This is a genomic window from Kosmotoga arenicorallina S304, from assembly GCF_001636545.1.
GTDB lineage: Bacteria > Thermotogota > Thermotogae > Petrotogales > Kosmotogaceae > Kosmotoga_B > Kosmotoga_B arenicorallina.
The window spans coordinates 52,378-73,762 of sequence record NZ_JFHK01000002.1 but is presented as its reverse complement, the minus strand read 5'-3'; the positions used below and the strand labels follow the sequence as shown (position 1 = coordinate 73,762).

At 41.0% G+C, this 21,385-nt stretch carries 21 protein-coding genes and 1 tRNA gene; 16 read left to right on the top strand and 6 right to left on the bottom strand.

Translation table 11 applies throughout. The features are described from left to right. Positions 1-7 precede the first annotated feature (7 nt). The 4 genes from AT15_RS00595 to dnaX form a co-directional block, all read right to left on the bottom strand. Positions 8-1,225: a phosphoglycerate kinase gene (locus tag AT15_RS00595; protein ID WP_068345326.1), complete on the bottom strand. Its 1,218-nt coding sequence runs from the start codon at positions 1,223-1,225 to the stop codon at positions 8-10. A 61-nt stretch (positions 1,226-1,286) separates the two neighbouring features. After that, positions 1,287-2,279, bottom strand: a complete 993-nt coding sequence (gene gap / locus AT15_RS00590; protein WP_084251366.1) for a type I glyceraldehyde-3-phosphate dehydrogenase — start codon at positions 2,277-2,279, stop codon at positions 1,287-1,289. A 28-nt stretch (positions 2,280-2,307) separates the two neighbouring features. After that, the gene (locus tag AT15_RS00585; protein WP_068345324.1) at positions 2,308-2,676 is read right to left on the bottom strand and encodes a YbaB/EbfC family nucleoid-associated protein; all 369 of its coding nucleotides are present in this window, start codon (positions 2,674-2,676) and stop codon (positions 2,308-2,310) included. After that, a complete protein-coding gene (dnaX, locus tag AT15_RS00580) occupies positions 2,660-4,168 on the bottom strand; it encodes a DNA polymerase III subunit gamma/tau (RefSeq protein ID WP_068345323.1) in 1,509 nt (502 codons plus the stop codon). Before dnaX ends, AT15_RS00585 begins: the two co-directional genes overlap by 17 nt. Before the next feature lie 392 nt (positions 4,169-4,560). Between dnaX and AT15_RS00575 the strand changes: the two genes are divergently transcribed. The 16 genes from AT15_RS00575 (at position 4,561) to AT15_RS00500 (ending at position 19,069) form a co-directional block, all read left to right on the top strand. Continuing rightward, positions 4,561-7,239 carry a GGDEF domain-containing protein gene (locus AT15_RS00575; protein ID WP_068345322.1) on the top strand — a complete coding sequence of 893 codons (2,679 nt, stop codon included), beginning with the start codon at positions 4,561-4,563 and terminating at the stop codon, positions 7,237-7,239. Positions 7,240-7,243: 4 nt separating this feature from the next. Beyond that, positions 7,244-8,011 (top strand): class I SAM-dependent methyltransferase, encoded by a 768-nt coding sequence (locus tag AT15_RS00570; RefSeq protein ID WP_084251365.1) that lies wholly within the window; start codon positions 7,244-7,246, stop codon positions 8,009-8,011. A 6-nt stretch (positions 8,012-8,017) separates the two neighbouring features. After that, the gene (locus tag AT15_RS00565) at positions 8,018-8,647 is read left to right on the top strand and encodes a hypothetical protein (RefSeq protein ID WP_068345321.1); all 630 of its coding nucleotides are present in this window, start codon (positions 8,018-8,020) and stop codon (positions 8,645-8,647) included. Positions 8,648-8,659: 12 nt separating this feature from the next. Next, positions 8,660-9,838 (top strand): MFS transporter, encoded by a 1,179-nt coding sequence (locus tag AT15_RS00560; protein WP_084251364.1) that lies wholly within the window; start codon positions 8,660-8,662, stop codon positions 9,836-9,838. Continuing rightward, complete coding sequence (locus AT15_RS00555; protein WP_068345319.1) at positions 9,819-10,970, top strand: NAD(P)/FAD-dependent oxidoreductase; 1,152 nt, start codon at positions 9,819-9,821, stop codon at positions 10,968-10,970. Before AT15_RS00560 ends, AT15_RS00555 begins: the two co-directional genes overlap by 20 nt. Further along, on the top strand, positions 10,970-12,673 hold the full coding sequence (locus AT15_RS00550) for a DUF4910 domain-containing protein (RefSeq protein WP_068345317.1): 1,704 nt from the start codon (positions 10,970-10,972) through the stop codon (positions 12,671-12,673). Before AT15_RS00555 ends, AT15_RS00550 begins: the two co-directional genes overlap by 1 nt. Further along, positions 12,670-13,938 carry a UDP-N-acetylglucosamine 1-carboxyvinyltransferase gene (gene murA, locus AT15_RS00545; protein WP_068345315.1) on the top strand — a complete coding sequence of 423 codons (1,269 nt, stop codon included), beginning with the start codon at positions 12,670-12,672 and terminating at the stop codon, positions 13,936-13,938. Before AT15_RS00550 ends, murA begins: the two co-directional genes overlap by 4 nt. Before the next feature lie 5 nt (positions 13,939-13,943). Further along, positions 13,944-14,891 carry a radical SAM protein gene (locus AT15_RS00540; RefSeq protein WP_068345313.1) on the top strand — a complete coding sequence of 316 codons (948 nt, stop codon included), beginning with the start codon at positions 13,944-13,946 and terminating at the stop codon, positions 14,889-14,891. Further along, a complete protein-coding gene (locus AT15_RS00535; protein ID WP_068345311.1) occupies positions 14,888-15,244 on the top strand; it encodes a hypothetical protein in 357 nt (118 codons plus the stop codon). The genes AT15_RS00540 and AT15_RS00535 overlap by 4 nt, the downstream gene beginning before the upstream one ends. Then, positions 15,241-15,495: a hypothetical protein gene (locus tag AT15_RS00530; RefSeq protein WP_068345308.1), complete on the top strand. Its 255-nt coding sequence runs from the start codon at positions 15,241-15,243 to the stop codon at positions 15,493-15,495. Before AT15_RS00535 ends, AT15_RS00530 begins: the two co-directional genes overlap by 4 nt. Continuing rightward, a complete protein-coding gene (locus AT15_RS00525) occupies positions 15,492-15,764 on the top strand; it encodes a monovalent cation/H(+) antiporter subunit G (protein WP_068345305.1) in 273 nt (90 codons plus the stop codon). Before AT15_RS00530 ends, AT15_RS00525 begins: the two co-directional genes overlap by 4 nt. A gap of 1 nt (position 15,765) precedes the next feature. Continuing rightward, the gene (locus AT15_RS00520; protein ID WP_068345300.1) at positions 15,766-16,461 is read left to right on the top strand and encodes a hydrogenase subunit MbhD domain-containing protein; all 696 of its coding nucleotides are present in this window, start codon (positions 15,766-15,768) and stop codon (positions 16,459-16,461) included. After that, positions 16,458-17,144, top strand: coding sequence for an MnhB domain-containing protein (locus AT15_RS00515; protein ID WP_068345298.1), 687 nt, complete (start codon positions 16,458-16,460; stop codon positions 17,142-17,144). The genes AT15_RS00520 and AT15_RS00515 overlap by 4 nt, the downstream gene beginning before the upstream one ends. Next, positions 17,141-17,503: a sodium:proton antiporter gene (locus AT15_RS00510; RefSeq protein WP_068345296.1), complete on the top strand. Its 363-nt coding sequence runs from the start codon at positions 17,141-17,143 to the stop codon at positions 17,501-17,503. The genes AT15_RS00515 and AT15_RS00510 overlap by 4 nt, the downstream gene beginning before the upstream one ends. Next, complete coding sequence (locus tag AT15_RS00505) at positions 17,500-18,936, top strand: proton-conducting transporter transmembrane domain-containing protein (protein WP_084251363.1); 1,437 nt, start codon at positions 17,500-17,502, stop codon at positions 18,934-18,936. Before AT15_RS00510 ends, AT15_RS00505 begins: the two co-directional genes overlap by 4 nt. A gap of 57 nt (positions 18,937-18,993) precedes the next feature. Further along, positions 18,994-19,069, top strand: a tRNA-Trp gene (locus AT15_RS00500). 109 nt (positions 19,070-19,178) lie between these two features. Here AT15_RS00500 and AT15_RS00495 read toward each other — a convergent pair. Together AT15_RS00495 and AT15_RS00490 are read right to left on the bottom strand one after the other, a co-directional pair. Then, on the bottom strand, positions 19,179-20,126 hold the full coding sequence (locus AT15_RS00495; protein WP_153019670.1) for a calcium/sodium antiporter: 948 nt from the start codon (positions 20,124-20,126) through the stop codon (positions 19,179-19,181). A gap of 60 nt (positions 20,127-20,186) precedes the next feature. Beyond that, entirely contained in the window at positions 20,187-21,371 is a 1,185-nt protein-coding gene (locus AT15_RS00490; RefSeq protein ID WP_068345289.1) for a glycine C-acetyltransferase, read from the bottom strand. Between the last annotated feature and the right edge of the window lie 14 nt (positions 21,372-21,385).

The window sequence follows — 21,385 nt, the reverse complement described above, 5'->3', positions numbered from 1 at the left end:
GCAATGACTACTTTACGTTTTTTTTTATAACCTCCTCTGCTATGCTGGCTATGCCGGGAAGTTCTTTGCCTTCCAACATTTCAAGGGATGCACCGCCACCGGTTGAAACATGGCTTACTTTATCGGCGAGATTGAATTTATTAATTGCCGCAGCGCTGTCGCCACCGCCAATTATCGTGTCTGCTCTTTCCAGTGTGGCAAGCGTTTTCGCGATTTCTTCGGTGCCTGTTGCAAAATCATCGATTTCAAAAACGCCCATTGGTCCATTCCATACAACTGTTTTGGCATCGCTAAGCTTCTCTTTAAACAGGGCTATGGTATTTGGACCGATATCCAGGCCTTTCCAGCCAGAGGGGATACCTTCGTCTACTGAAACAGTCTTTTTCTCTGCGCCGGCTTCGATCTTCTGAGCAATCACCGTATCCACAGGGAGAACAAACTCAACGCCCTTTTCCCTGGCACTTCTGAGAATATCCTTTGCCAATTCTATTTTGTCCTCTTCAACCAGGGAGTCCCCTACTTCCTTACCAAGGGCTTTGAGGAAAGTAAACATCATTGCTCCGCCTATTAATATTCTATCGGCTTTCTCCAAAAGATTTGTAATTACCCCGATCTTATCTGATACTTTCGCGCCTCCAAGTATTACAACATAAGGGTGTTCAGGGCTTTGAACGGCTTTCCCGAGCATCAGGATTTCTTTTTCCATGAGAAAGCCCGCTACACTCGTAAGATAACTTGCAACTCCTACATTAGAAGCATGCGCCCTATGGGCAGTCCCGAAAGCGTCGTTTACGTGGATATCACCAAGAGAAGCCAATGCTTTTGCGAATTCGGGGTTGTTGTCTTTTTCCTCTTTATAGAACCTTACGTTTTCAAGAAGCACAACTTCTCCATCTTTCATGGCTTCTACAACTTTGTGAGCACCCTCTCCGATGCAATCGTCAACAAAGGAAACATGGTGTCCAAGCAGTTCTTCTAGCCTTTTTGCCACAGGCTTAAGGCTATATTTCGAGTCTTTGACACCCTTTGGCCTCCCAAGGTGAGACAAGAGTATTACCTTACCTCCCTGTTCCAGAGCGTACTTGATAGTGGGCAGGGCAGCTCTTATTCGTGTATCGTCAGAAACTTCTCCTGTTTCTTTGTTCAAAGGTACATTGAAATCGACACGCATAAGTACGCGCTTTCCCTTAAGTTCCACATCTTTTATGGTAAGCTTTCTCTTCATAACCATTCCTCCCGGAATAAAATTGATAAAATGGGGCCATTAAAGGCCCCAAATCAAAGTGTTACATGTTTGCTATCTTTTCAGCCAAATCAACAACTCTGCAGCTGTAACCATATTCGTTGTCGTACCAGGAGCAAATCTTCACGAGGTTTCCACTCACATAGGTGAGCGTAGCATCAAAGATACCTGAATAACTTGATCCAACTATGTCGGAACTAACTATGGGTTCTTCGTTGTAGCCGAGAATACCTTTGAGATAGGTTTCGCTGGCTTCTTTCATAACAGCGTTGACTTCTTCAGCGGTGGTTTCCTTCTCAACAACGACTGTAAGGTCTGTAATAGAACCATCTGGAACTGGGACCCTTACGGCTATACCATCCAGTTTGCCTTTCAATTCCGGGATAACCACACCTACGGCTTTGGCAGCACCTGTTGTAGTTGGAATCGTATTTGCAGCTGCAGCTCTGGCCCTTCTCAAATCCTTGTGTGGAAGGTCAAGAATTCTCTGGTCGTTGGTGTAAGCGTGTATTGTTGTCAAGAAACCTTTAAGTACTTTGAAGTTGTCATTTAGTACTTTGATAACAGGGGCGATTGAATTTGTAGTACAGGAAGCGTTTGAAATGACAGTATGTTCCGATTTTAGAATGTCTTCATTTACACCAAGAACAACTGTTGCATCAACATCGCCTTTTGCGGGAGCAGTTATCAAAACTTTTTTTGCACCAGCTTCGATATGGGGTAACGCCTTTTCTTTGTTTCTGAAAACGCCTGTTGACTCGATAACTATTTCAACACCAAGGTCTTTCCAGGGCAAATTTCCTGGATTTTTTTCGGCAAATACTTTGATTTCCTTACCATTCACAACGATTGCATCATCCGTGGCTTCAACTGTTCCATTAAATTTTCCGTGAACACTATCATACTTGAGAAGATGTGCCAGGGTTTTTGCATCGGTCAAATCGTTGATTGCTACGACATCGAAGTTGCCTCTTTTAATCATTTCTCTGAAAACCAGTCTGCCTATCCTTCCGAATCCGTTAATAGCTACTTTCACTTTCAACACCTCCTATATACATGAACTCTCACATAATGTCTTCCGGCAATCCCATTGAACCTGTGACTTTTGCATACTCCTCATCTCTACGCTTCTTAATTTCTTCCAGCGCTTCATTTACACCAGCGACGATAAGGTCTTGCACTATCTCAAATTCTTCGTCCTTTATTTCGTCGTCGATCTCAATAGACTTTATCTTGTAATCGCAGGTTGCAACGACTGTGACTGCTCCACCGCCGGCGGTCGCTGTTATTTCTATTTCTTTGAAAGTTTCCTCCAAGTTTTCCATCTGTTCCTGCGCTTTTTGTGCTTGCTTGAGCAATTCATTCAGGTTCCCGCTTTTTTTGGACCTCTGCCCATAACTCCTTCCGCCAAATCCCTTAATCTTCTTGGCCATTTTCTTCCTCCTCCACTTCAACTTCTACACTATCGAATAAAGACATTATCCTCTTCATATAAGCTTGCTGCTCGGGCGGGAGTTTTGCGAGGGCATCGCTGCTCTTTTTGCTCGCTTTGATCTCTTGAGTGGCCAACTCTAAATCCACTCCTAATTCGCTTTTTACAAGATCACTTATAGCTTCAAAGCGTTCCCTCATAATGGCTTCTGCGAGGCTATTATCATGCGAAAAGCTCACTATAAGCCTCTTGCCCTTTGAAAATTCTTGAAGCGACATTCTGGATAGTTTCAACAGCGTCCATGAAAGAATGTGATTTTTGCTGAAAAGGGTTTCCAGAAATCCCGCGAGCTTATCTTCACTTTCTTCAGCCCTGGGCTGTTCCTTTTGTAAAATTGTCATGGAATCTTTTGGTTTATCAACATCTCTTCCTTTATAAAGGATTTGTACGCTGTTTTTGGGTGCTTTTTCCTGCAAAATCCTAAATTCATCTGTTTTAACAATGTTTAGCGTTTCAAAAGCCCTTCTTTTATCGTCAGAAAATCTAAGCTCTCTTGATATTTCCCACAGCAATTTAACAAGCGAAGCAGCTGTTTTAACATCCAAAGCGTTTGAAAAAACCTTGTTTTTAACCATTTCGATGGCTTGATCGAGTAAAGCTTCATGACCGTAACCCAATGTAGACATCTCCTTTGAGATTTCCATCAGCTGGTTGAAATCCGTGGAAAGAAGAGCGGAGATGTACTTTTCCACCACATCGGAAGGTAAGATTCCTAAAACGTTCCTCACATCGTTTTCGATGGCCTTTCCTGAAAAAACCAGGACTCTTTGCAACAAATTCACCGCATCTCGCATACCGCCATTGGCAGCTAGTGCTATCAGGCGAAGACCTTCCTCGTCAAATTCCTTGCCTTCGCTGGTCAATATTCTTTTTAAGTATTCTATTATTTGAGCGAGGTTAAAAGGTTTAAAAGTGAAAATCTGGCAACGTGAAAGAACTGTTTCAGGTACTTTTTCAAGGTTTGTTGTAGCCAAGATGAAAAGAATATGTTCAGGTGGTTCTTCGAGCGTTTTTAGCAGGGCGTTAAATGCTTCGCGCGTAAGCATATGAAATTCGTCGACAATATAGACCTTATAATGTCCCATTGTTGGTCTATATGATGCTGCGTCTCTGATTTTGCGCACTTCGTCAATTCCCCTATAAGAAGCGGCGTCAATTTCAATTACATCCATGTGGCTTGAGCTATCTATCGCTTTGCAGGAGTCGCATGTGCCGCAAGGCCTTTCGGCTAAATTTTCAGCAGCACAGTTAATGGCTTTCGCCAGAATCCTCGCCGTTGTCGTTTTGCCTGTACCCCTCGGGCCATAGAATATATAAGCATGCGCTATATCGCCATTGGCGATAGCGCTTTTTAATATTTGCTTGACCTGCTCCTGTCCAACTATCTCGTCAAAATTATGGGGCCTGTATTTTCTATACAATGCTTCTGACAAGTTTATCACCACTCTGAAAGGATTATATCAAAAAAGCTCTCTCTTTTTCGGGATTGATTATAAAATATCTTTTTCGCTTATATTGTGAAATAATTAACAAATAACTCCACAACTTTCTCATCAGAAAATTCAAGTCAAGTTCTGTTCCAGAATAAGTGTTGCGAGTCCGTACAAACTTCTTTCACGCAATTAAATTCAAAATACCAGAAAGCGGGAACTTTTGAGCGATTTTTCAGGCGAATTTGATCTCCCCTGGATTATTTATCCTTTAATTTTATCATGCTGATGAGTTCTTCTACTTTCAATTGGGTCTGATTCATTTATTAATATTTCCGCATACAATAGATTTTTTTTATTTGCATATTTAGGGTAAAATTTTTTGGGGTGATTGCATGAAAGAGATGACGACAAAGATACTCGCTGAAATCTCCGCCCTCGGAAAACGCTTTTTGCTTTCCGAAGCGTTATCTATTTTTGGGGATAAATATTCAAAAGATCAAATAACGGAAGCTGTCGAAACTGCAAAAGCTGAGGGAGTTTTATGGCTGGATAACGGCGTTCTTCACTTTGAGGACGATTGCTGGAAAGAATTTTTTGAAAATGCAAGATTAATGGGAAAAGATCATCTCAGTCTGGCTCTCCAAAGAGATTTAACGGAAGCAGTGAAGTTTCATTTCGAAAACAGTGGTTGTTCAAAAAGAGCCTTTGCAGCAGCCCTATTATGGCATGCAAGAAAAAGATATTATGAATGGCTTCCAAAGGATAAACTGCTGAAAGAAATACAGGTTATTGATGATATATTGGGATTTGAAAGCTGGGCTAGTATGAGCTTGAAAGCACGTATCAAAGCCCTTGATTTTGAAAAGATTACAAAGGGGAGGCTTATAGAAAAATGGCTCAAAGGGAAATTTCATGTTGACTGCATGAATTTCTTGAGAATGATTGAAATTAATCTTGACGAGCAGCATTTTTCCGAACTTCTTCGTGAGAAGCTAAAGCAGGCATCTACTGAATACCAAAAGATTGTTCTTGAGTTCTTTCAAATTGACACGAAAAATATCATGAGCCTTTCCAGGTTGAACATAGAAAATCTGAAAAGGCTAAACAAGAAGTTGAAGCCAATTTCCCCGCAATATGCGCGATTGAAAGTAGCTGTTTTGAACCTTTTTGCAAGGTACTACAACATTAAAGAACCTCCGAAATTCAAAAAGTTTATTGAGCTAGCTTTAAAAATTGCCAGTGAGTTCAACATCAAAGATTGGATTTCAAAACTTCACAACAACTTGAGCCTTTATTATGAAGAGGATTTCAAAGCCTATTCTGAAGAGTTAAAACTCAGGGCGATCGATGAAGCCACGGAAATAGGCGACCACGAGACGGCGGCTTTTATTGCGATTAATTTAGCATATAGTTACCTGGCTTGTGGCGAAAAAATATCTCTCAATAAGCTGATGGGAAAAATCAGCGGTTATATCCAGACATCGAAGAGCCCGGAGATAAAGTCAAGGTTTTTTGAATTCAAGGCTCTTGCGGCTGTGTACGATGGAAATCACACTGAATTTGAAAAATATATCGCTGAGTATGAAGATATCTTCAGAAAAACAAAAGATTCAAGGGTACTTTCAAAGAGATATTTTGCCGATGTGCTCAGAATTCTATTTCACATTATTGGCGGTAATATTGAAAAAATCAAAAGTATCTCCGAAAAGCTCGTAAAGATCGAATATATTGAAAACGATGAAAGAAGGTTTCTCGAAATTGTTAATATCGGGCTTGAAGACCCGATAAAGTCATATGAGCTTTTCAAAGAATACCGAAAGAGCATGCGTTTTTACATAGAAGAAACTCTTTTGTTTTTAGCTCAAATCCTGCCCGGGGAATTTCTGGAAGACTTCAGGAAATTTTTGATTGAGCAGCTTGTTTATTCGCGCCAAAGGAGAATGCTCCTTTCACAAGCCCAGCTCTATCATGCCCTTGGCTTGGCGTCAAATAAGCTTGATATTCAGAAAGATACATTGCGTTATATGAGATTTGCTGCATTTTTGTATGATGCTTCGGGTATGGATAGTCTTTCACATAAATTGAGAACGCATTTTCTCCAAAAGAAAGCTTTTATTGATCTCGTGAAACAGATGAAGATAAATCTTGAAAATGCCGGAGTAAACAAAGAGCTTTTAGCTGTTCTGGAAAGATCCACATTCAATGCAAATGAATCTTTGAGGTTTATTGGACGCTTGATGGCCGTCGTTCTTTCCTTTGCAGATGCCGAAAATTTTAACGACCTTGCCCAAATAATTTTCAAAAGTCTTATGGAGGAATTTCCTGCTAGTGTGGGCAAATTCGAATTTGGAAGCGACAATACGGAAACATTTTATTTCGGAACAGAAGAAATCCCGGATTTTGGAATTACATATAGCTTTGAGCCTTTTTATGTTTCTTATAGCTTTTATGTTGGCAAAAAATATAAAGCGAAGCTTGAGCTGTATAATCCCGACCAAAGGGTGGATGACCTTACTATTCAAAAATTTTATGACTTAATGGCTTATCTGGAACCGATAGTAGAGCTTGTCCTTTTGAACTTCAGCAGGTATAGAATGGCTATCAGGGATGAGCTTACGGGTTTATATACGAGATGGTACTTCGAAGAGAGATTTAAAGAGGAATTTTCCAGATCAAATAGGACTGGCGAGGTATTTTCACTTATCTTCTGTGACCTTGATGATTTCAAGAAAGTAAATGACAATTATGGTCATAAAGTTGGTGATGAAGTATTGAAGATGGTCGCCAAGATTTTTTGGAAGAATGCCAGAGAAACTGATATCATTTGTCGCTATGGCGGTGAAGAGTTCGTTTTTCTTCTTCCTTGCACTACGCATACCGGGGCAATGGTCTTTGCTGAGCGTTTGCGGAAATCACTTGAAGAGGCTTATACTAAAGCATCAGTTACAGGGAGCTTTGGTGTTGTTTCCTATCCCTCACCCAATATTTTTTCTCGTGAGGAAATCCTTAGAATAGCGGATGATCTATGTTACAAAGCAAAAAAAGAAGGGAAAAATCTTGTGAAAGGGTGATATTTTGCATAGATCATGGGAATATTACGACGAGATAGCCAGCAAGTATGATTACATGTATGAAGAGCCCTATTGGGTTCTTTATCATATGCTTTTGGAACTACTCATATCAGATCAAAGAATAAATGGAAGAATTCTTGATTTAGGGACCGGTACAGGGCGCTGGGCAATCGATTTAGCCAAAAAAGGTATGAATGTTGTGGCTATAGACCCATCAGAGAAAATGCTGTCAGTTGCAAAAATGAAAGCCCATTTAAATGAGGTGAAGATTGATTTCATGAAGGCGAAAGGTGAGGCTCTCCCATTCGAAAAAGATTATTTCGACGCTGTTCTGGCAATGGGCGATGTTATTTCTTATTGCGATTCACCCATGAAATTGCTTTCAGAAGTAAACAGAGTTCTAAAACCAGAGGGAAAGCTCGTTGCCACAGTAGATAACGCCTTTGCATTCCTGCAAGATTTTGTGTCCAATGTTGAGTCAAAAAATGCAGAGAAATTCATGCGAAATAAGAGAGTTCTAATCGGTGATAGTTCAGTTAGCCGCATTCACTTTCATACAACACCCTTCTTTCCTGATGATATCAAAGTATTACTTTCTAAAACAGGATTTAAGCTTATAGATATTGCGGGAATGGTAGTTTTTGCACCTTACGATGAGGAAAAATTAGCGAGAAACATTGATGACGCTCTGGCATGGGAATACAGATTTTGCAGGGAAGAGCAGTTATTTGGAAGAGCCGAACATCTTTTTTTTGCTGCGGCGAAAGGGTGATAGTGAATGCCTGAAAATTCCATAAAAAATATTTTTGGAACTTTCTTGATCATTGCGATAATAATTTCCTTTGTCTTTTCAGTCCTCTCTTTATTAAGACTCGATGAAGTCAACGAGAGATTGAGCGCTTTTAAAACAAAAACAATTGAAGATATCCAGCAACTGGAAGAAAGGACAAATTCTGAAATTACAGCGATAAAACGCCTTATTTCAGGGGGAGGCCCCATTGAGGATTATCTTGTGGCAAGAAACTTCATAGAAAACACAGAAAATGATTTAAGGATAATCTTAACTGAATTGCAGGAAAATCCAGAAAGGCCGTATTTTAGAGTCTTTGTTACTGGAAGCAAGGAAGTTTGGATAGGATTCAAAAAGAGCGCCGAAGAAAGCAAATACAGTTACCAAAAAAATTTCAAGCCCGGTCTATCTAATGAGAAGTTTTTTTATCTCAAAGCGCCTTTGCTCGAAACGGGTTACACAATTACGCTTTCAAAGGACGCTTATATAAGGACAGCTATTCCCGACGCGGTATATTTGCTCTTTTTTGGATTTGACAGTGCAAAGATCGCAAAAATGCCTGCCGGAGAGGTTCAGAACCTTGCTGAAGATTTTAACCTTTACATTCCCGGCGAATAGCAGGAGGAAAAAATGGCAAAAAAAATGCGAAAGACTTTCTTGTTCACTACGATGGGAGGATTTTTCAACTTCGGGTTTTCAGCGATAGCTTTTGGAAGCGCCCTTCCCGCTATTGAAAAGAGTTTGAACATAGACCATGAAAAAGCGGGTCTGATTCTCGCCACATCTTCTCTTGGCTTTTTCTCGGCAGCATTTTTTACAATGATTTTTGGAAAGAAACTGGGGGCATTTAAATCGCTTACACTATCAATGCTAATTAATACGGTAGCGCTTTTTTTGATAACAGGAGCCCGGGCATTTCTCTGGCTTTTTGCATCCTATCTTCTTTTGAACTTTGGAAATGGTTTGCTCGAAATTGATTCAGGCGTGGGAGCTTCGATCATTGAGAAGGAAAGGCGTGGCTCAATACTGAACTTGATGCATTCTTTATACGCCCTTGGAGCGATTTTATCTCCTGTGCTTGTATCGCTTTTTTTGAAGAGCGAAAGCGATTGGTGGATGCCATTTTTTATAGCAGGATTGAGCAATGCCTTTGTATTTATCTTCAGCATAAGATTGCTTCCCGCAAAAGCGGGACCTACTAAAAAAATAGAAGACCCTGAAATGGTGAAAGGCTCCGGTAAAAGGGATACTGTGTTTTGGCTGATCATGATCGGCGTCTTCCTTTATGTGGGCTATGAAGTGGGTTTTTCTTCATGGCTTTCTGCGTACATTTATGATGTCAAAGAATTGGATTTAAGATTAGCTGCCCTGTTTCCTTCCCTGCTGTGGTTAGGCTTGCTGGTAGGACGCCTTCTCGCCGGGATTTTTCTTGAAAGGATGGGATATAGCAAATCTATGCTGATATTAACCAGTATATCCCTCTTTTCATTTCTTGGGGTTTTGTACGCAAAATCCGGTATTATAATGAGCTTGTTGGTTTTTGGAGTGGGATTTGGATTTTCAGCTATGTTCCCCACATTACAGGCAGTACTTCTAAGAGGCAGCAAGCTAGATGCTGAGATATCAGTAAGCGCTTTTACCTTTGCTGCATCCCTTGGAGCGACTTTTTCCAGTTACATTATAGGTTTTGTTGGAAAATTCTTCGGTTTGGGAGCGGGTATTTTGCTGATCCTTTTCATGATTTTACTGGAAATGTTTGTCGTTATCTCATTGTACAGGAGGGAGATAATTGCAAGTAGAGAGATATGATGTCATAGTAATCGGGGCTGGTCCAGCAGGTTGCGCGGCATCAAAAATCCTTTCTGAAAACGGTGCCAGGGTCTTGTTGATCGACAAATTCGGTTACGATAAAGATAAAGGCTGTGGAGGCGGCCTTACGCCAAAAGCTTTAAGATTACTTAAAAAAATCTTTCCTCGTACTCGAGTGGAAGCAAACCCCGTGAGAAAGCTTGCGGTAAATTATGGAAAAAATGGGCAAACCAAGAAGGTATGCAGCTTGCTTTTCAAAAATCCAATATTTTATATCACCACCAGATCCATTTTAGACGGCGAACTCCTGAAAGCCGCCATTGAATCTGGATTAGAATTCAAGAAGGAACGGGCAATTGCAGTAGAAAAAAGCAGCGAGTTCTTCAAGGTCAAGACAGATAATACCGAATTTCACGCTGATTATGTGCTCATCGCCGCAGGTGTATTTGGTTTAAGCTTGTTGACAGATAAATTCCATCAGAAATATTCCAGCATAGTTCATTTCAAAGCTAAAAAACTTTCAAATGCGGCTTCGCTTACTTTTTTCGAAAATGGCTATGTCTGGTATTTCCCGGGTGTTGAAAAAGCCTCGATAGGCTCTGGTGTTTATTCGGAAGGTAAACAGTCTTTTTATAAATCAATGGATAATCTTAAATCAACCCGGTATGAAATACCTGAAAACATTGATTATCGTGTAACTCCAATTCCGGATTTCTCGCTGGATTTTATTTACAAAGCGAATGAACTAATGGATGGGTGTCTGTTAATTGGCGACAGCGCAGGACTTGTTGATAGCTGGACGGGTGAAGGGATAAGCTATGCCCTTTACTCAGGCATGGTTGCTGCAAAATCTATCATTAAATACAGGAATTCTGGGCTCAACAAGAAATATCTCCGTGAGCTTCAACCTATTCTGGAAAATCTTGTAATGGCCGTTGGATTACGGAACAGCTTTTTAAGAAATTTCCCCGAAAAGGTTCAGCTAATAAAGGATAAAAAATTTGCAAGGCTTCTCTTTTCTTATGTTTCAATATTTTCAAAAAGCATTTTTGGTTTAGGATTAAAAAGCTACTTCATTCCCGGGGCAAAGGTAAGGATAGAGAGTTTTAAGAATGAAGATGGGTGGTCATAATGAAAATAAGTGGCGAAAAAACCAAAGCCCTTGTTGAATTCATCAGTGGATTTACACGCTCTCGCGGAAGTGCGTCATACAGCGAATTACTTGTAAAACTGGTTTCTTATCTCAAAAATGCGGGTGTTCCATCAAATGCAATTCGAATTAAGGAATATCCCTGCGATGGTGAATCAATATTTGGGAATTACAGATCAACCTTCGCCTGGGAGCCCATCAAGGCTGAACTCTGGCTAAAGAAACCATATAGGCAATTTATCACATCTTTAAAGAATTCTCCCACCGCACTGCTTTTTGGCAGCGCACCAACTGATGGCTGGATCGAGTTGCCTCTTGTGGTGTACAAAGGTAAGGGGAATTACTTGGGCAAAGCAGTGCTGGCAAAAGCTACTCCAAAAAGAGTGTTCGAAGATGCAGTCATCAATGGAGGGGCAAAAGCCATTCTTCTGAGTCATATGAGAGGTCAATGTCCGGAAATTGCCCGTGAACCCGAAAGTAACCTCGATGTAGTTAATTATCTGAGCATTCCCAATACAAAAGAGGATTACAAATATAGAGCTTTTGGCTTCTCTCTTTCTGAAAGGAAGTACCGTTTATTAGAAAAGCTTCTGGAAAAAGGGCAGGTATCAATAGAAGCTTCAGTCGAGACAATGGTTGAGAAGGGAATGTTACAGATTCTAGAAATAGACCTGACAGAGAAGAAGAGCCCCTATGTGTTAATCATTGCCCATCTATGCCATCCTTCTCCGGGTGCAAATGATAATGCCAGCGGAGCGGCACTTGCACTTGAAATTGCAGAAATAATATCAGCCGCAAAGGGGTTTCCTCCTATAAAAATCTCTTTAGTGCCTGAATTTCTTGGGAGCACACCTTACGCTATTGAAATGAAGCGGGAAGATGATCTACCCTTTTTGGTAATCAATCTCGATATGGTCGGGGAAAATCAGGATAAAACAGGCTCTTCCTTTTTGCTTACGGAAACGCCGCCTATCTTACCGAAGAGATATGACTATCTGCTTGAATATAACATCATGAAAAATATTCCCCGATGCGATGAAATACCTATTAAACGCTTTTATAGAATCCCATATAGTGCAGGTTCTGATCATTGCCCTTTTACAGCCATTGGCATAAGCTCTCCTTTTCTGGGTCACCTGCCCGATCGGTACTATCATACAGATGCAGACAGTCCCGATAAAGTGGACTGCAAAGAATTAGAATGGGTTGGTAGTTCTGTTCTGAAAAGCCTGAAAGATATGTCATCTTCCAACCCCCATTCCGATGTATATATAAAGAGCAAATCGATATCTGATTTCGTTTATTACTGTGAGAATATCAAACACAAACCCGGAAGCAAAGAGTTATATGGAGCCTTTTTGAAAGCCTTTGAAGCGCAAGAAAACGGTTTTAACTCTCTGTTCTCCATAGAATCTTTTCTACCATCTGAAAGGAGCCTGGTTCCAAAATTTGAGGGGTCTATAGGATTTGAATGGTATTATGACCTTCCTGAAACTTTAAAAAAATCGTTGAAATGGAATGCTGTATCTCTGGCAGAATTGATTACGGTATCGGCAAATATATTAGGAAGTAGAGAATCCACTGAATTATTTATTTCCGTTTATTACGGAATCTCTCAGGAAGCAATTTCTGAGTTAATTGATTTTTTGGTGGATAATGGTTATTTTATGGAGGGAGAATTTTGAGTCAAATAATTGTGTCTGGTGAAAAAAAGCTTGAAGGAACGGTAAGAATTAGCGGTGCGAAAAATGCGGCTCTTCCAATACTTGCTGCAACCGTAATGATTGATGAACCCGTGGTCATAAGAAATGTACCGGAACTGAGAGATATTAATACAATGCTCTCCATACTCCAAAAAATAGGGAAAAAAGTAACTTTTGAGCACGGAGTAGTGCAAATAGAACCCGGAGAAATCCTTTTGGGGAACGTTCCCTACGATCTGGTAGGAAAGATGAGGGCATCGTTTAACCTGTTCGGCCCATTGGTTATGGCATGTGGCTGGGCAAGAGTGGGAAAGCCAGGGGGTTGCAATATCGGACAAAGGCCTGTTGATTATCACGTCGAAGGTTTAAAACGTTTTGGCTTGAAGATAGTGGAAGAACATGGTGATGTCTTTGGCGAAATACCCGCTGAATTTGACAGCCATGTTGAATATGAATTGCCTTTTAAAAGCGTTGGCGCAACAGAGCAACTGATGACCACCGCTTCGTTGATGGAAGATAGCGAAATAGTTATTAAGAACGCCGCCGAGGAACCAGAAATAGTTGATCTCCAGAATTTCCTTAATAAGGCTGGCGCGAACGTTAGTGGTGCAGGTACAGATACTATTCGTATTAGAGGGGTTAAAAAACTCCACGGAAGCGAGTACAGTGTAATCCCCGATAGGATAGAAGCCGGAACATACTTGCTTGCTGGCGTCATAACCCGTGGCAATGTTATTGTTGAAAATGTTATTCCCGATCATTTGAAAGCCCTGCTTGACACTTTGAAGAAAATGGGCGCAGAAGTTACTGTAAGTGATAATACAGTTAGAGTGGAAGTATTAAACAAGCTAAAGCCTGTTAAAGTCAGCGCCGAACCTTATCCTGGATTCCCAACAGATTTGCAGCCAATTATTACAGCGGTGCTTTCCACAATTGAAGGGGATTCTATCGTAGAAGAGCTTGTTTTCGAAAATCGCTTTGGCTATGTTGATGAAATGAATAGGATGGGCGCCCACATAAAGGTTAAAGACAGAAGAGCTCACATCAAAGGAACTCGAAAACTCAGCGGTGCCGAAATAAGTGCTCCTGATATAAGAGCTGCTGCTGCCCTTGTCATTGCTGGCATGGCTGCAGAAGGCGAAACGATTGTCCACAATGCCGGACATATATTCAGAGGATATGAGAAATTAAAAGAAAAATTCAACTCTATTGGTGCTTATCTTAGGGTCTATCCTGATGAGGAGTGAAGGTATTGACATTCCCTTTATACCTTGAAGCTTATAAAAACGGAACGTTAAGGGAAATAATAACATCCTTTGAATCTCATCTAAAACAGTGCCAGCTATGTCCAAGAGAGTGCAAGGTAAACAGATACCATTCAACAGGAATATGTGGTCAGGGCTCCACAGCTAAGATAAGTGCAGCGGTTCTTCATTATGGTGAGGAGCCTCCCCTTGTTGGCGAAGGTGGTGCTGGCGCGGTATTTTTCAGCGGTTGCTCCATGAAATGTGTATATTGCCAAAACTTTGGCTTTAGCCAGATGAACAGAGGCAGGGAAATAGATGTTAGAGAGCTCGGAAAGTTGTTCTTGAAAATTCAGGAACAGGGAGGGGAAACTCTGGATCTGGTTACGCCCACACCACATCTCCCTCATATACTGAAAGCTTTAGAATACGCTATAGAAAAGGGATTCAAGCTTCCTATTGTATACAACACAAGCGGCTATGAGAAACTGGAAACTATCAAATCGCTTGAAGGAATTGTTGATATTTATCTGGCTGATATACGTTATACTTCCGATGATATGGGAAAGAAATACTCAGGAGTTCCGGATTATTGGACTGTAACAAGAAAATCAATAAAGGAAATGTACAGGCAAGTTGGCGCATTCAAGAAAAACGAAAGATTCCAACGAGGGCTAATAATCAGGCATCTGGTTCTGCCAGAAAAAATATCCGGAACTGAAGAGATGCTCGACTTTCTCGCGTTTGAGCTTTCCCTATCGGTGCCAATTTCTCTAATGTCGCAATACAAGCCTGTCTATAAAGCCTCTGAATATTCTGAATTGGCGCGAAGGATCACACCGGATGAATACAATTATGCTTTAACGCTTCTGGAAGATTACGGTTTTGATGGCTGGATGCAACACTTTGAAAAAAAAGAAGAATTTAGGGTAAAACCGCTGTTGGAGGAATCATGATTTTCTTTCTTTCATTTTTAGTATGGATGATGGCGTCAACGTCAATGAACCTTGAAAATCTAATATTTGCCGTTATAGCAGCAAGTTTTTCCTGGTTTGTGGGAAGGAGGGTTATCCCCACGGGCAATGCCATTGGGGTCATAAAGGCTATTCTTTTTAATATTCCAAAGGCAATTATGCAAGCTTTCAAAATGCTTCTTACGACCCAGGTATTTTCAACTTCCGAAACTCCTTCCCCTAAAAACCGGATGGAGGAATTCGGGAAGATAGTTTCGATAACTCTGACACCTGAGGAACTGGTGGTCTTTAAGGAAAAGAATATTTTGGTTATCCATGAGGTGAGGAAGAGATGATTTCTTTCATTGCCATTGGGACATTGATATATTCCTTCATCGTTCTCTTCCTTTATTCAGGTAATCGAAATCCGTGGCACCTTCTTATAACTTACTCATCAATCACAATGAAAGCTCTAGTATTGCTCATATTTCTTGAACTTGTATTCGAAGTGAGATATCTTTCAGAAATCATCTTAATTTTCCTTTTTTTGAATTCCGGAGGGACAATTATCGCTGCTTATTTTTTGGGAATGAGGGATGGAAAATGAAGATAATTGCTCTTTTCTTTTTTTTCAGCGGAAGCTTTCTTGTTATTTTTGGGACATTGCGAGCTGTTATTGCAAGAAGTCTGGTGCAATCTTTGCATTATTTTGGTATTTCCGATACGGTTGGTTTGAGCATGCTTGCTCTTTCAGCATTCTTTTTTGGGTTGCTAAATCCACTGGAAGCGCTTGTCTTGATAGGACTGATCGTTGTCTCGGGGCCTGTTATCTCACACATTATTGCTAGAGCTTATTTAAATTCCCAGAGGAGGTAAAATGCTTTTTGCAGTAGCTGCTTTCTCGATTTTTTATCTTGTTGCATCTATATCAATGATATCTGCAAAAACTAACTTTAAAGCAGTTATTTGGTATGGAATTTTAGGTTTTTTTTCGTCATTAATAATGCTCCTTCTCGGAGCACCGGATGTTGCGCTGACACAATTCACAGTTGGTGTCATCCTTATCATATTGGTTTATATAATGGCAATTAGAAAACAGCGAAGGGTAAGAATTGGTTATATTCCAACCCCTCATATGATATACCACAGTAACGATACTCTTCATGGGCTTGAATGGGAAATAATTTCCAGAATACAGGTGCTTGAAGGTTATCATATTGAGCCGAAAGCCTTTAAGAACTCTTCTCAGGCAATAGAGGCGCTAAAATCTGGAAATGTTGATATAGTTTGCGGCGGCCTGATAGATGATAATGTTCAAGATCAAGACTTTTTTGAAAAAATTCCTTATCTCGACACAATTCTTTTCAAAATAGGAGACCGTGAGGTGGATTACATTAACCTGAAAATCCTGGGCAAAACGGTGGAGAAAATTGAAGCCGTACCATCATCCAGGACACGTTACATCTTTCTTTTGTCAAGGGGAGCGGAAGATTTGAAGAATTTCATAGTTTCAGACTTGAATGAACTTGAAAGTTCCGGGGAACTAAAAAACATTGTGGAGAGATACCTATGAACTTAAAGAAATCTCTGGTGATAATTCTTGTATGCTATATTTTTGGTCTTTTGCTTTTTCAGATCGATTTTACGCCAACTTCCGAACCTAAGGCCAAAATAGCGACTTTAATAGAAAAAGTGAAAGTGCCAAACACAGTCACTGCTGTTTATTTGCAGTCGCGGGCCTACGATACTCTTTTTGAAGTGATCGTGTTTTCCGTTGGGGTTCTTGGTGTGACCATCATGTTGAAAGCTGAACCCAGAAGCGAGCTTTCTGAACAAACTGTTTTCGGAACTGCTCAGGTTTATAGTTCAGGTATATTAGCCATATCAGTTACGCTCTTTTTGTATGTGGTATTAAATGGGCATATTTCACCAGGCGGTGGTTTCGCTGGAGGCGTGATTCTTGCAGGTAGCGTTGTGCTTTATGGAGTAAGCTCGAGTTTTATAAAAGCTCTTTCTCACTATGAAAAATTGCAGATGAGGATTTTGGAAAACATAGCGCTCGTTGCTACTCTGTCATTGATGACCATGGGATTTTCTTTCCCGAATTTTTCTTTCAAGCTTAGCGAATTGCAAAACTTCGGAAGCATCTTGAGTGGGGGTGTTATACCACTTCTTAACCTCTTTATAGGGCTTAAAGTTTATGCGGGATCGTGGAAAATGGCAAGCGAATTCGTGGTCAGGAGGGGGACACTATGATAAGCGATGTGGTAATATATACATCTTTGGTTGGGGCCTTTATAGGCACGCTGGGGATGCTCCTGACTTCGAACCTGATAAAGAAAATACTTGCTCTTGGTATCGTTGAAACTTCCGTAACGCTCTTCTTTGTGGCTATTTCTTCAAAGAGTGGCACAAAAGCACCTATCATCCAGTCTGTACCCTTTGAAGCGGAAAATTTTGCAGACCCAATACCTCAGGCAGTGATAATTACGAGTATCGTAATTGGATTTGCTATTTTGAGCCTATTGCTTGCCTTTACAATAATGCTCCATAATAGGTTTCATACGGTAGATGTCAATCTGATTGAAAATATGCTGGAAGGGGAAGAAGAATGATAATTTATCTGAGCATTATCCCGCTTTTGCTCGGTGGCTTATCGCTGGCGCTTCATAGAAGGAGAAAAATAGCGATTTCCTTAACTTTTGCTTCTTTGATAGCGTCTGCTGTCATACTTTTGTTCAACCTTGGAAAAGACTTTGAAGCTGTTATAGGTGACTGGGGCATGCTTGGGATTTCAATAGGGTACGATGAATTTTCACTTCCCTTTCTTTTGGCTGTAATAGTAGTTTTAGCGGCAGTGACTCTAAATTCTCTTCATAAAAGCTATGATGGCTTTTTCTATGCTCTAATCACCCTGCTTCTCGGATCATTGAATGCTGTTTTTATCACAAGGGATCTTTTTAACGTCTATGTTTCCTTTGAGCTCGCATCGATAATAGGCTTTATCTTGATTGCGTATGGCAGGGAAGGAAAGCAAATATGGGCGACTGTAAAATACATGCTTATTGCGGCACTTGGATTCAATTTTTATCTGGTTGGCATCGGGCTTGTTTACTTGAAAAGCGGCACTTTTTCCTTTTTAGCCCTTGATTACATGGACCGGTTGCCAGCAGCGCTTATATTTACCGGGCTTTCTGTCAAATCCGGGTTATTTTTGCTTTCGATGTGGCTCCCAGATGCTCACGCAAATGCCGGGACCGAAATCTCGCCGATACTTTCTGGCTTGATGGTGAAAATAGAGGATTATCTTGTTATCAGATTTTTGCAATACAGCTCTTTTGAATGGTTGAGAAACTTCTATCTGGTGATAGGCACATTCAGCGCGGTCGCTGGCGTACTCTTTGCTATGAACGCCAGGAAAGCAAAAGATGTTCTCGCTTATCATACATTTTCACAGATAGGCTTTATTATCGCTGCAAGCAATATGGCTGCCGCATGGCATGCGTTTAGCCATGCAGTGTTCAAAGGATTGCTTTTCATGACTGCGGGGAACATCAAAGAGCGATTGGGTACTCAGAAGATCAGTGAATGGAAGGGTAAAGTTAATATCAAGGAATTTCTACCTTTGATTGTCGGCTCGGCAGCGATAATGGGAACTCCGTTAACATCTGGTTTTGTCACTAAAAATGGCATTATGGATTCCATATCAGGGCCAGCGAAATACTTTCTGATAGTAGCGTCGATAGGAACGGTCATTAGTTTTTCAAAGCTGATATTTGTCGGTATATCAAAGGAGAAAATGAAACAGCGCTGGAATATATCCCTTGGATATGGCATTATGGTGTTCACTATATTCGCTCATGGAATTATCGGCTTTGACACGCACCATACCCTTGATGCATTGCTCATGATCGCCGTCGGAATTCCTCTGTATTTCATGCTGAAAAGTTTCTTAAAGCCATTGCCCCGAATTCTTGAAAAGCTCGATAATTCCTTTATTCTGTACTTATTGCTTTTTGGAGTAATGTTATCTGTCATAATAATATAAATCCCGGACTTTTCCACTTGAAAATACGGAACACATACTTTATAATAAGTGATGTGTACGCCCGTAGCTCAACTGGCAGAGCGGCGGTCTCCAAAATCGTAGGCTGGGGGTTCGACTCCCTCCGGGCGTGCCAAAAGAGGGGACTTGTCCCCTCTTGTTTATTTTTCATGTGGTAATGGTATTTGATGAGGAATCGATGCAGCCTTTCAAATATGCTTTACAGAAGATTGCTCCACGGCATATCATCCAGCCACTATGCTTAACCAAATATATACGAAGTAAAATGCCAACAATGCCATACCACCAATTCTTCCAAGCTTTCTCCTTTTCAATCCGGTGAAGAGCAACAAAAGAACTATTGAAACAAGAGCAAAGATTACATCCTGAGTAATGTCTCTGTCGCTTTGTATAGGCGATGCCACAGCTGCGATGCCAAGAACTAAAAGCAAATTGAAAATATTCGAACCTATGATATTCCCTATTGCGAGATCAGCTCTTTTTTTAAGCCCCGCAGCTATTGAAGTGACGAGTTCCGGTAAAGATGTTCCAAAGGCAACCAGAGTAACGCCGATTAAGGTATCACTTACACCAAAAGATCTCGCCAGGTTCATACCTGAATTTACAACCAGGTCTGAACCAAATAGCACTCCGGCAAGCCCACCGACCGTTGCTAAAATTGCAAAAGGCATTTTTCCTTCAAGATGGTGAAAGCTTTTTTCCACTACAACATCCAATTCACGATCACTTTTCGCCATGGATAAAAGATAGTCCACAAAGATTGCAAAAAAGCATAAGAGCACTACTCCATCAAATCTATTGAGTCCCATCTTTCCGCCAAGCAATAGCATTCCTGCTGCTACTGTACTCAAAATAACAAAGGGCATTTCTTTTTTTGTAGTTGATGCTGAAATCCTCAATGGTTGGATAATCGCTGTTGCACCCAATATGAGTGCAACATTTGCAATATTTGAACCAAGGACATTCCCAATGGCGATTCCAGAGCCATCTATCGCTGCCTTGACACTTACAGCGAGTTCAGGCGCACTTGTTCCAAAGGCCACTATGGTAAGCCCTATAAAAAGCTCGGAAACTCCAAAGCGCCTTGCAATGGCAATGGAGCCATCAATAAGATAGTCAGCTCCCTTTACCAGAAGAGCGAATCCGATTGCCAGAAACAGCATATTCACCATCAAGATATCACCTGCTTAAAAAATGCGGCACAAAGGCCGCATCTCTTATTTTACAGTAATTCATTTAATTATACCCAGCTCTTTGCCGACCTTTGCGAACTTCTCGAGGGCATAATCAAGGTCTTCTTTTGTATGGGCAGCGCTAATCATAACTCTTATTCTTGCTTTTCCTTTTGGAACCGTTGGGTAACCGATAGACTGTGCGAAGACTCCTTCCTCAAAAAGCCTTGCGCTGAAAGTGGAAGACAGCTTGGCATCATAAAGCATTACCGGTGTAATGGGAGTTTCACTGTGACCCGTATCAAAACCCATTGACTGCATTCGTCCTTTAAAGTATTTTGCATTTTCCCAGAGCTTCTCAACAGGTGTTCCATCGTTCTGGAGTATTCTAACCGCGGCTAGAGCGGCTCCCGTTTCTGCGGGTGACAGGGAGCTGCTGAAAAGGAATGGGCGCGCCTTTTGCTTTAGGTAGTCAATCAGCTCTTTTTTACCAGCTACAAAACCCCCAACAACACCAAAAGCTTTTGAAAGTGTCCCGACTTCTATATCCACTCTCCCGTGGAGTCCAAAATGGTCTACAATTCCACGACCATGGCTACCAAGGACACCTTCGCCGTGTGCATCATCTACCATTAGAAGCGCATCATATTTTTCGCATTTCTCAACTATTTCTGGCAAAGGAGCCAAATCGCCATCCATGGAAAAGACTCCATCTGTGATCACAAGAAGCTTTCTTGCACCATTTGCCCTGGCTTCTTTTAATTTTACTTCAAGATCTTCTGCGTCACGGTGTTTCCAGACGTACCTTTTGGCTTTTGAAAGTCTTACTCCATCTATAATACTGGCGTGGTTTAATTCGTCGGATAGAATGGCATCTTCAGCAGTAGTTATTGCGGGAATAACAGCCTGATTGGCGTTGAATCCTGATTGAACAACAACAGTGGCTTCAACTTTTTTGAAGTGCGCAAGTTCACGTTCAAGGTCGCTGTGGATTGACATCGTACCAGCGATTGTCCTTACTGCACCGGGTCCTACGCCCCATTTCTCAATGGCATCGATGGCAGCTTTTTTTAATTCATCTCGATAAGCAAAACCAAGGTAATTGTTTGAACACATGTTCAGCACCTTTTTGCCATTGATAGTTAACCAGGCTCCCTGAGGGCTTTCCAGTGTTTTAATTCTTATAAGAAGCCCGTTTTTCTCAAGTTCTTCAATTTCTTTTGAAAAGACACTGTAATCGAACATGAAATCACCCCCAC

Excerpts from the sequence above, each read along its gene's own strand:
- AT15_RS00565 (WP_068345321.1), top strand. The coding sequence starts at position 8,018 with ATGCCTGAAAATTCCATAAAAAATATTTTTGGAACTTTCTTGATCATT.
- AT15_RS00585 (WP_068345324.1), bottom strand. The coding sequence starts at position 2,676 with ATGGCCAAGAAGATTAAGGGATTTGGCGGAAGGAGTTATGGGCAGAGG.
- AT15_RS00575 (WP_068345322.1), top strand. The coding sequence starts at position 4,561 with ATGAAAGAGATGACGACAAAGATACTCGCTGAAATCTCCGCCCTCGGA.
- AT15_RS00510 (WP_068345296.1), top strand. The coding sequence starts at position 17,141 with ATGATAAGCGATGTGGTAATATATACATCTTTGGTTGGGGCCTTTATA.
- AT15_RS00525 (WP_068345305.1), top strand. The coding sequence starts at position 15,492 with ATGAAGATAATTGCTCTTTTCTTTTTTTTCAGCGGAAGCTTTCTTGTT.
- AT15_RS00505 (WP_084251363.1), top strand. The coding sequence starts at position 17,500 with ATGATAATTTATCTGAGCATTATCCCGCTTTTGCTCGGTGGCTTATCG.
- AT15_RS00530 (WP_068345308.1), top strand. The coding sequence starts at position 15,241 with ATGATTTCTTTCATTGCCATTGGGACATTGATATATTCCTTCATCGTT.
- AT15_RS00560 (WP_084251364.1), top strand. The coding sequence starts at position 8,660 with ATGGCAAAAAAAATGCGAAAGACTTTCTTGTTCACTACGATGGGAGGA.
- AT15_RS00595 (WP_068345326.1), bottom strand. The coding sequence starts at position 1,225 with ATGAAGAGAAAGCTTACCATAAAAGATGTGGAACTTAAGGGAAAGCGC.
- AT15_RS00515 (WP_068345298.1), top strand. The coding sequence starts at position 16,458 with ATGAACTTAAAGAAATCTCTGGTGATAATTCTTGTATGCTATATTTTT.
- AT15_RS00520 (WP_068345300.1), top strand. The coding sequence starts at position 15,766 with ATGCTTTTTGCAGTAGCTGCTTTCTCGATTTTTTATCTTGTTGCATCT.
- AT15_RS00535 (WP_068345311.1), top strand. The coding sequence starts at position 14,888 with ATGATTTTCTTTCTTTCATTTTTAGTATGGATGATGGCGTCAACGTCA.
- AT15_RS00495 (WP_153019670.1), bottom strand. The coding sequence starts at position 20,126 with ATGGTGAATATGCTGTTTCTGGCAATCGGATTCGCTCTTCTGGTAAAG.
- AT15_RS00490 (WP_068345289.1), bottom strand. The coding sequence starts at position 21,371 with ATGTTCGATTACAGTGTCTTTTCAAAAGAAATTGAAGAACTTGAGAAA.
- AT15_RS00550 (WP_068345317.1), top strand. The coding sequence starts at position 10,970 with ATGAAAATAAGTGGCGAAAAAACCAAAGCCCTTGTTGAATTCATCAGT.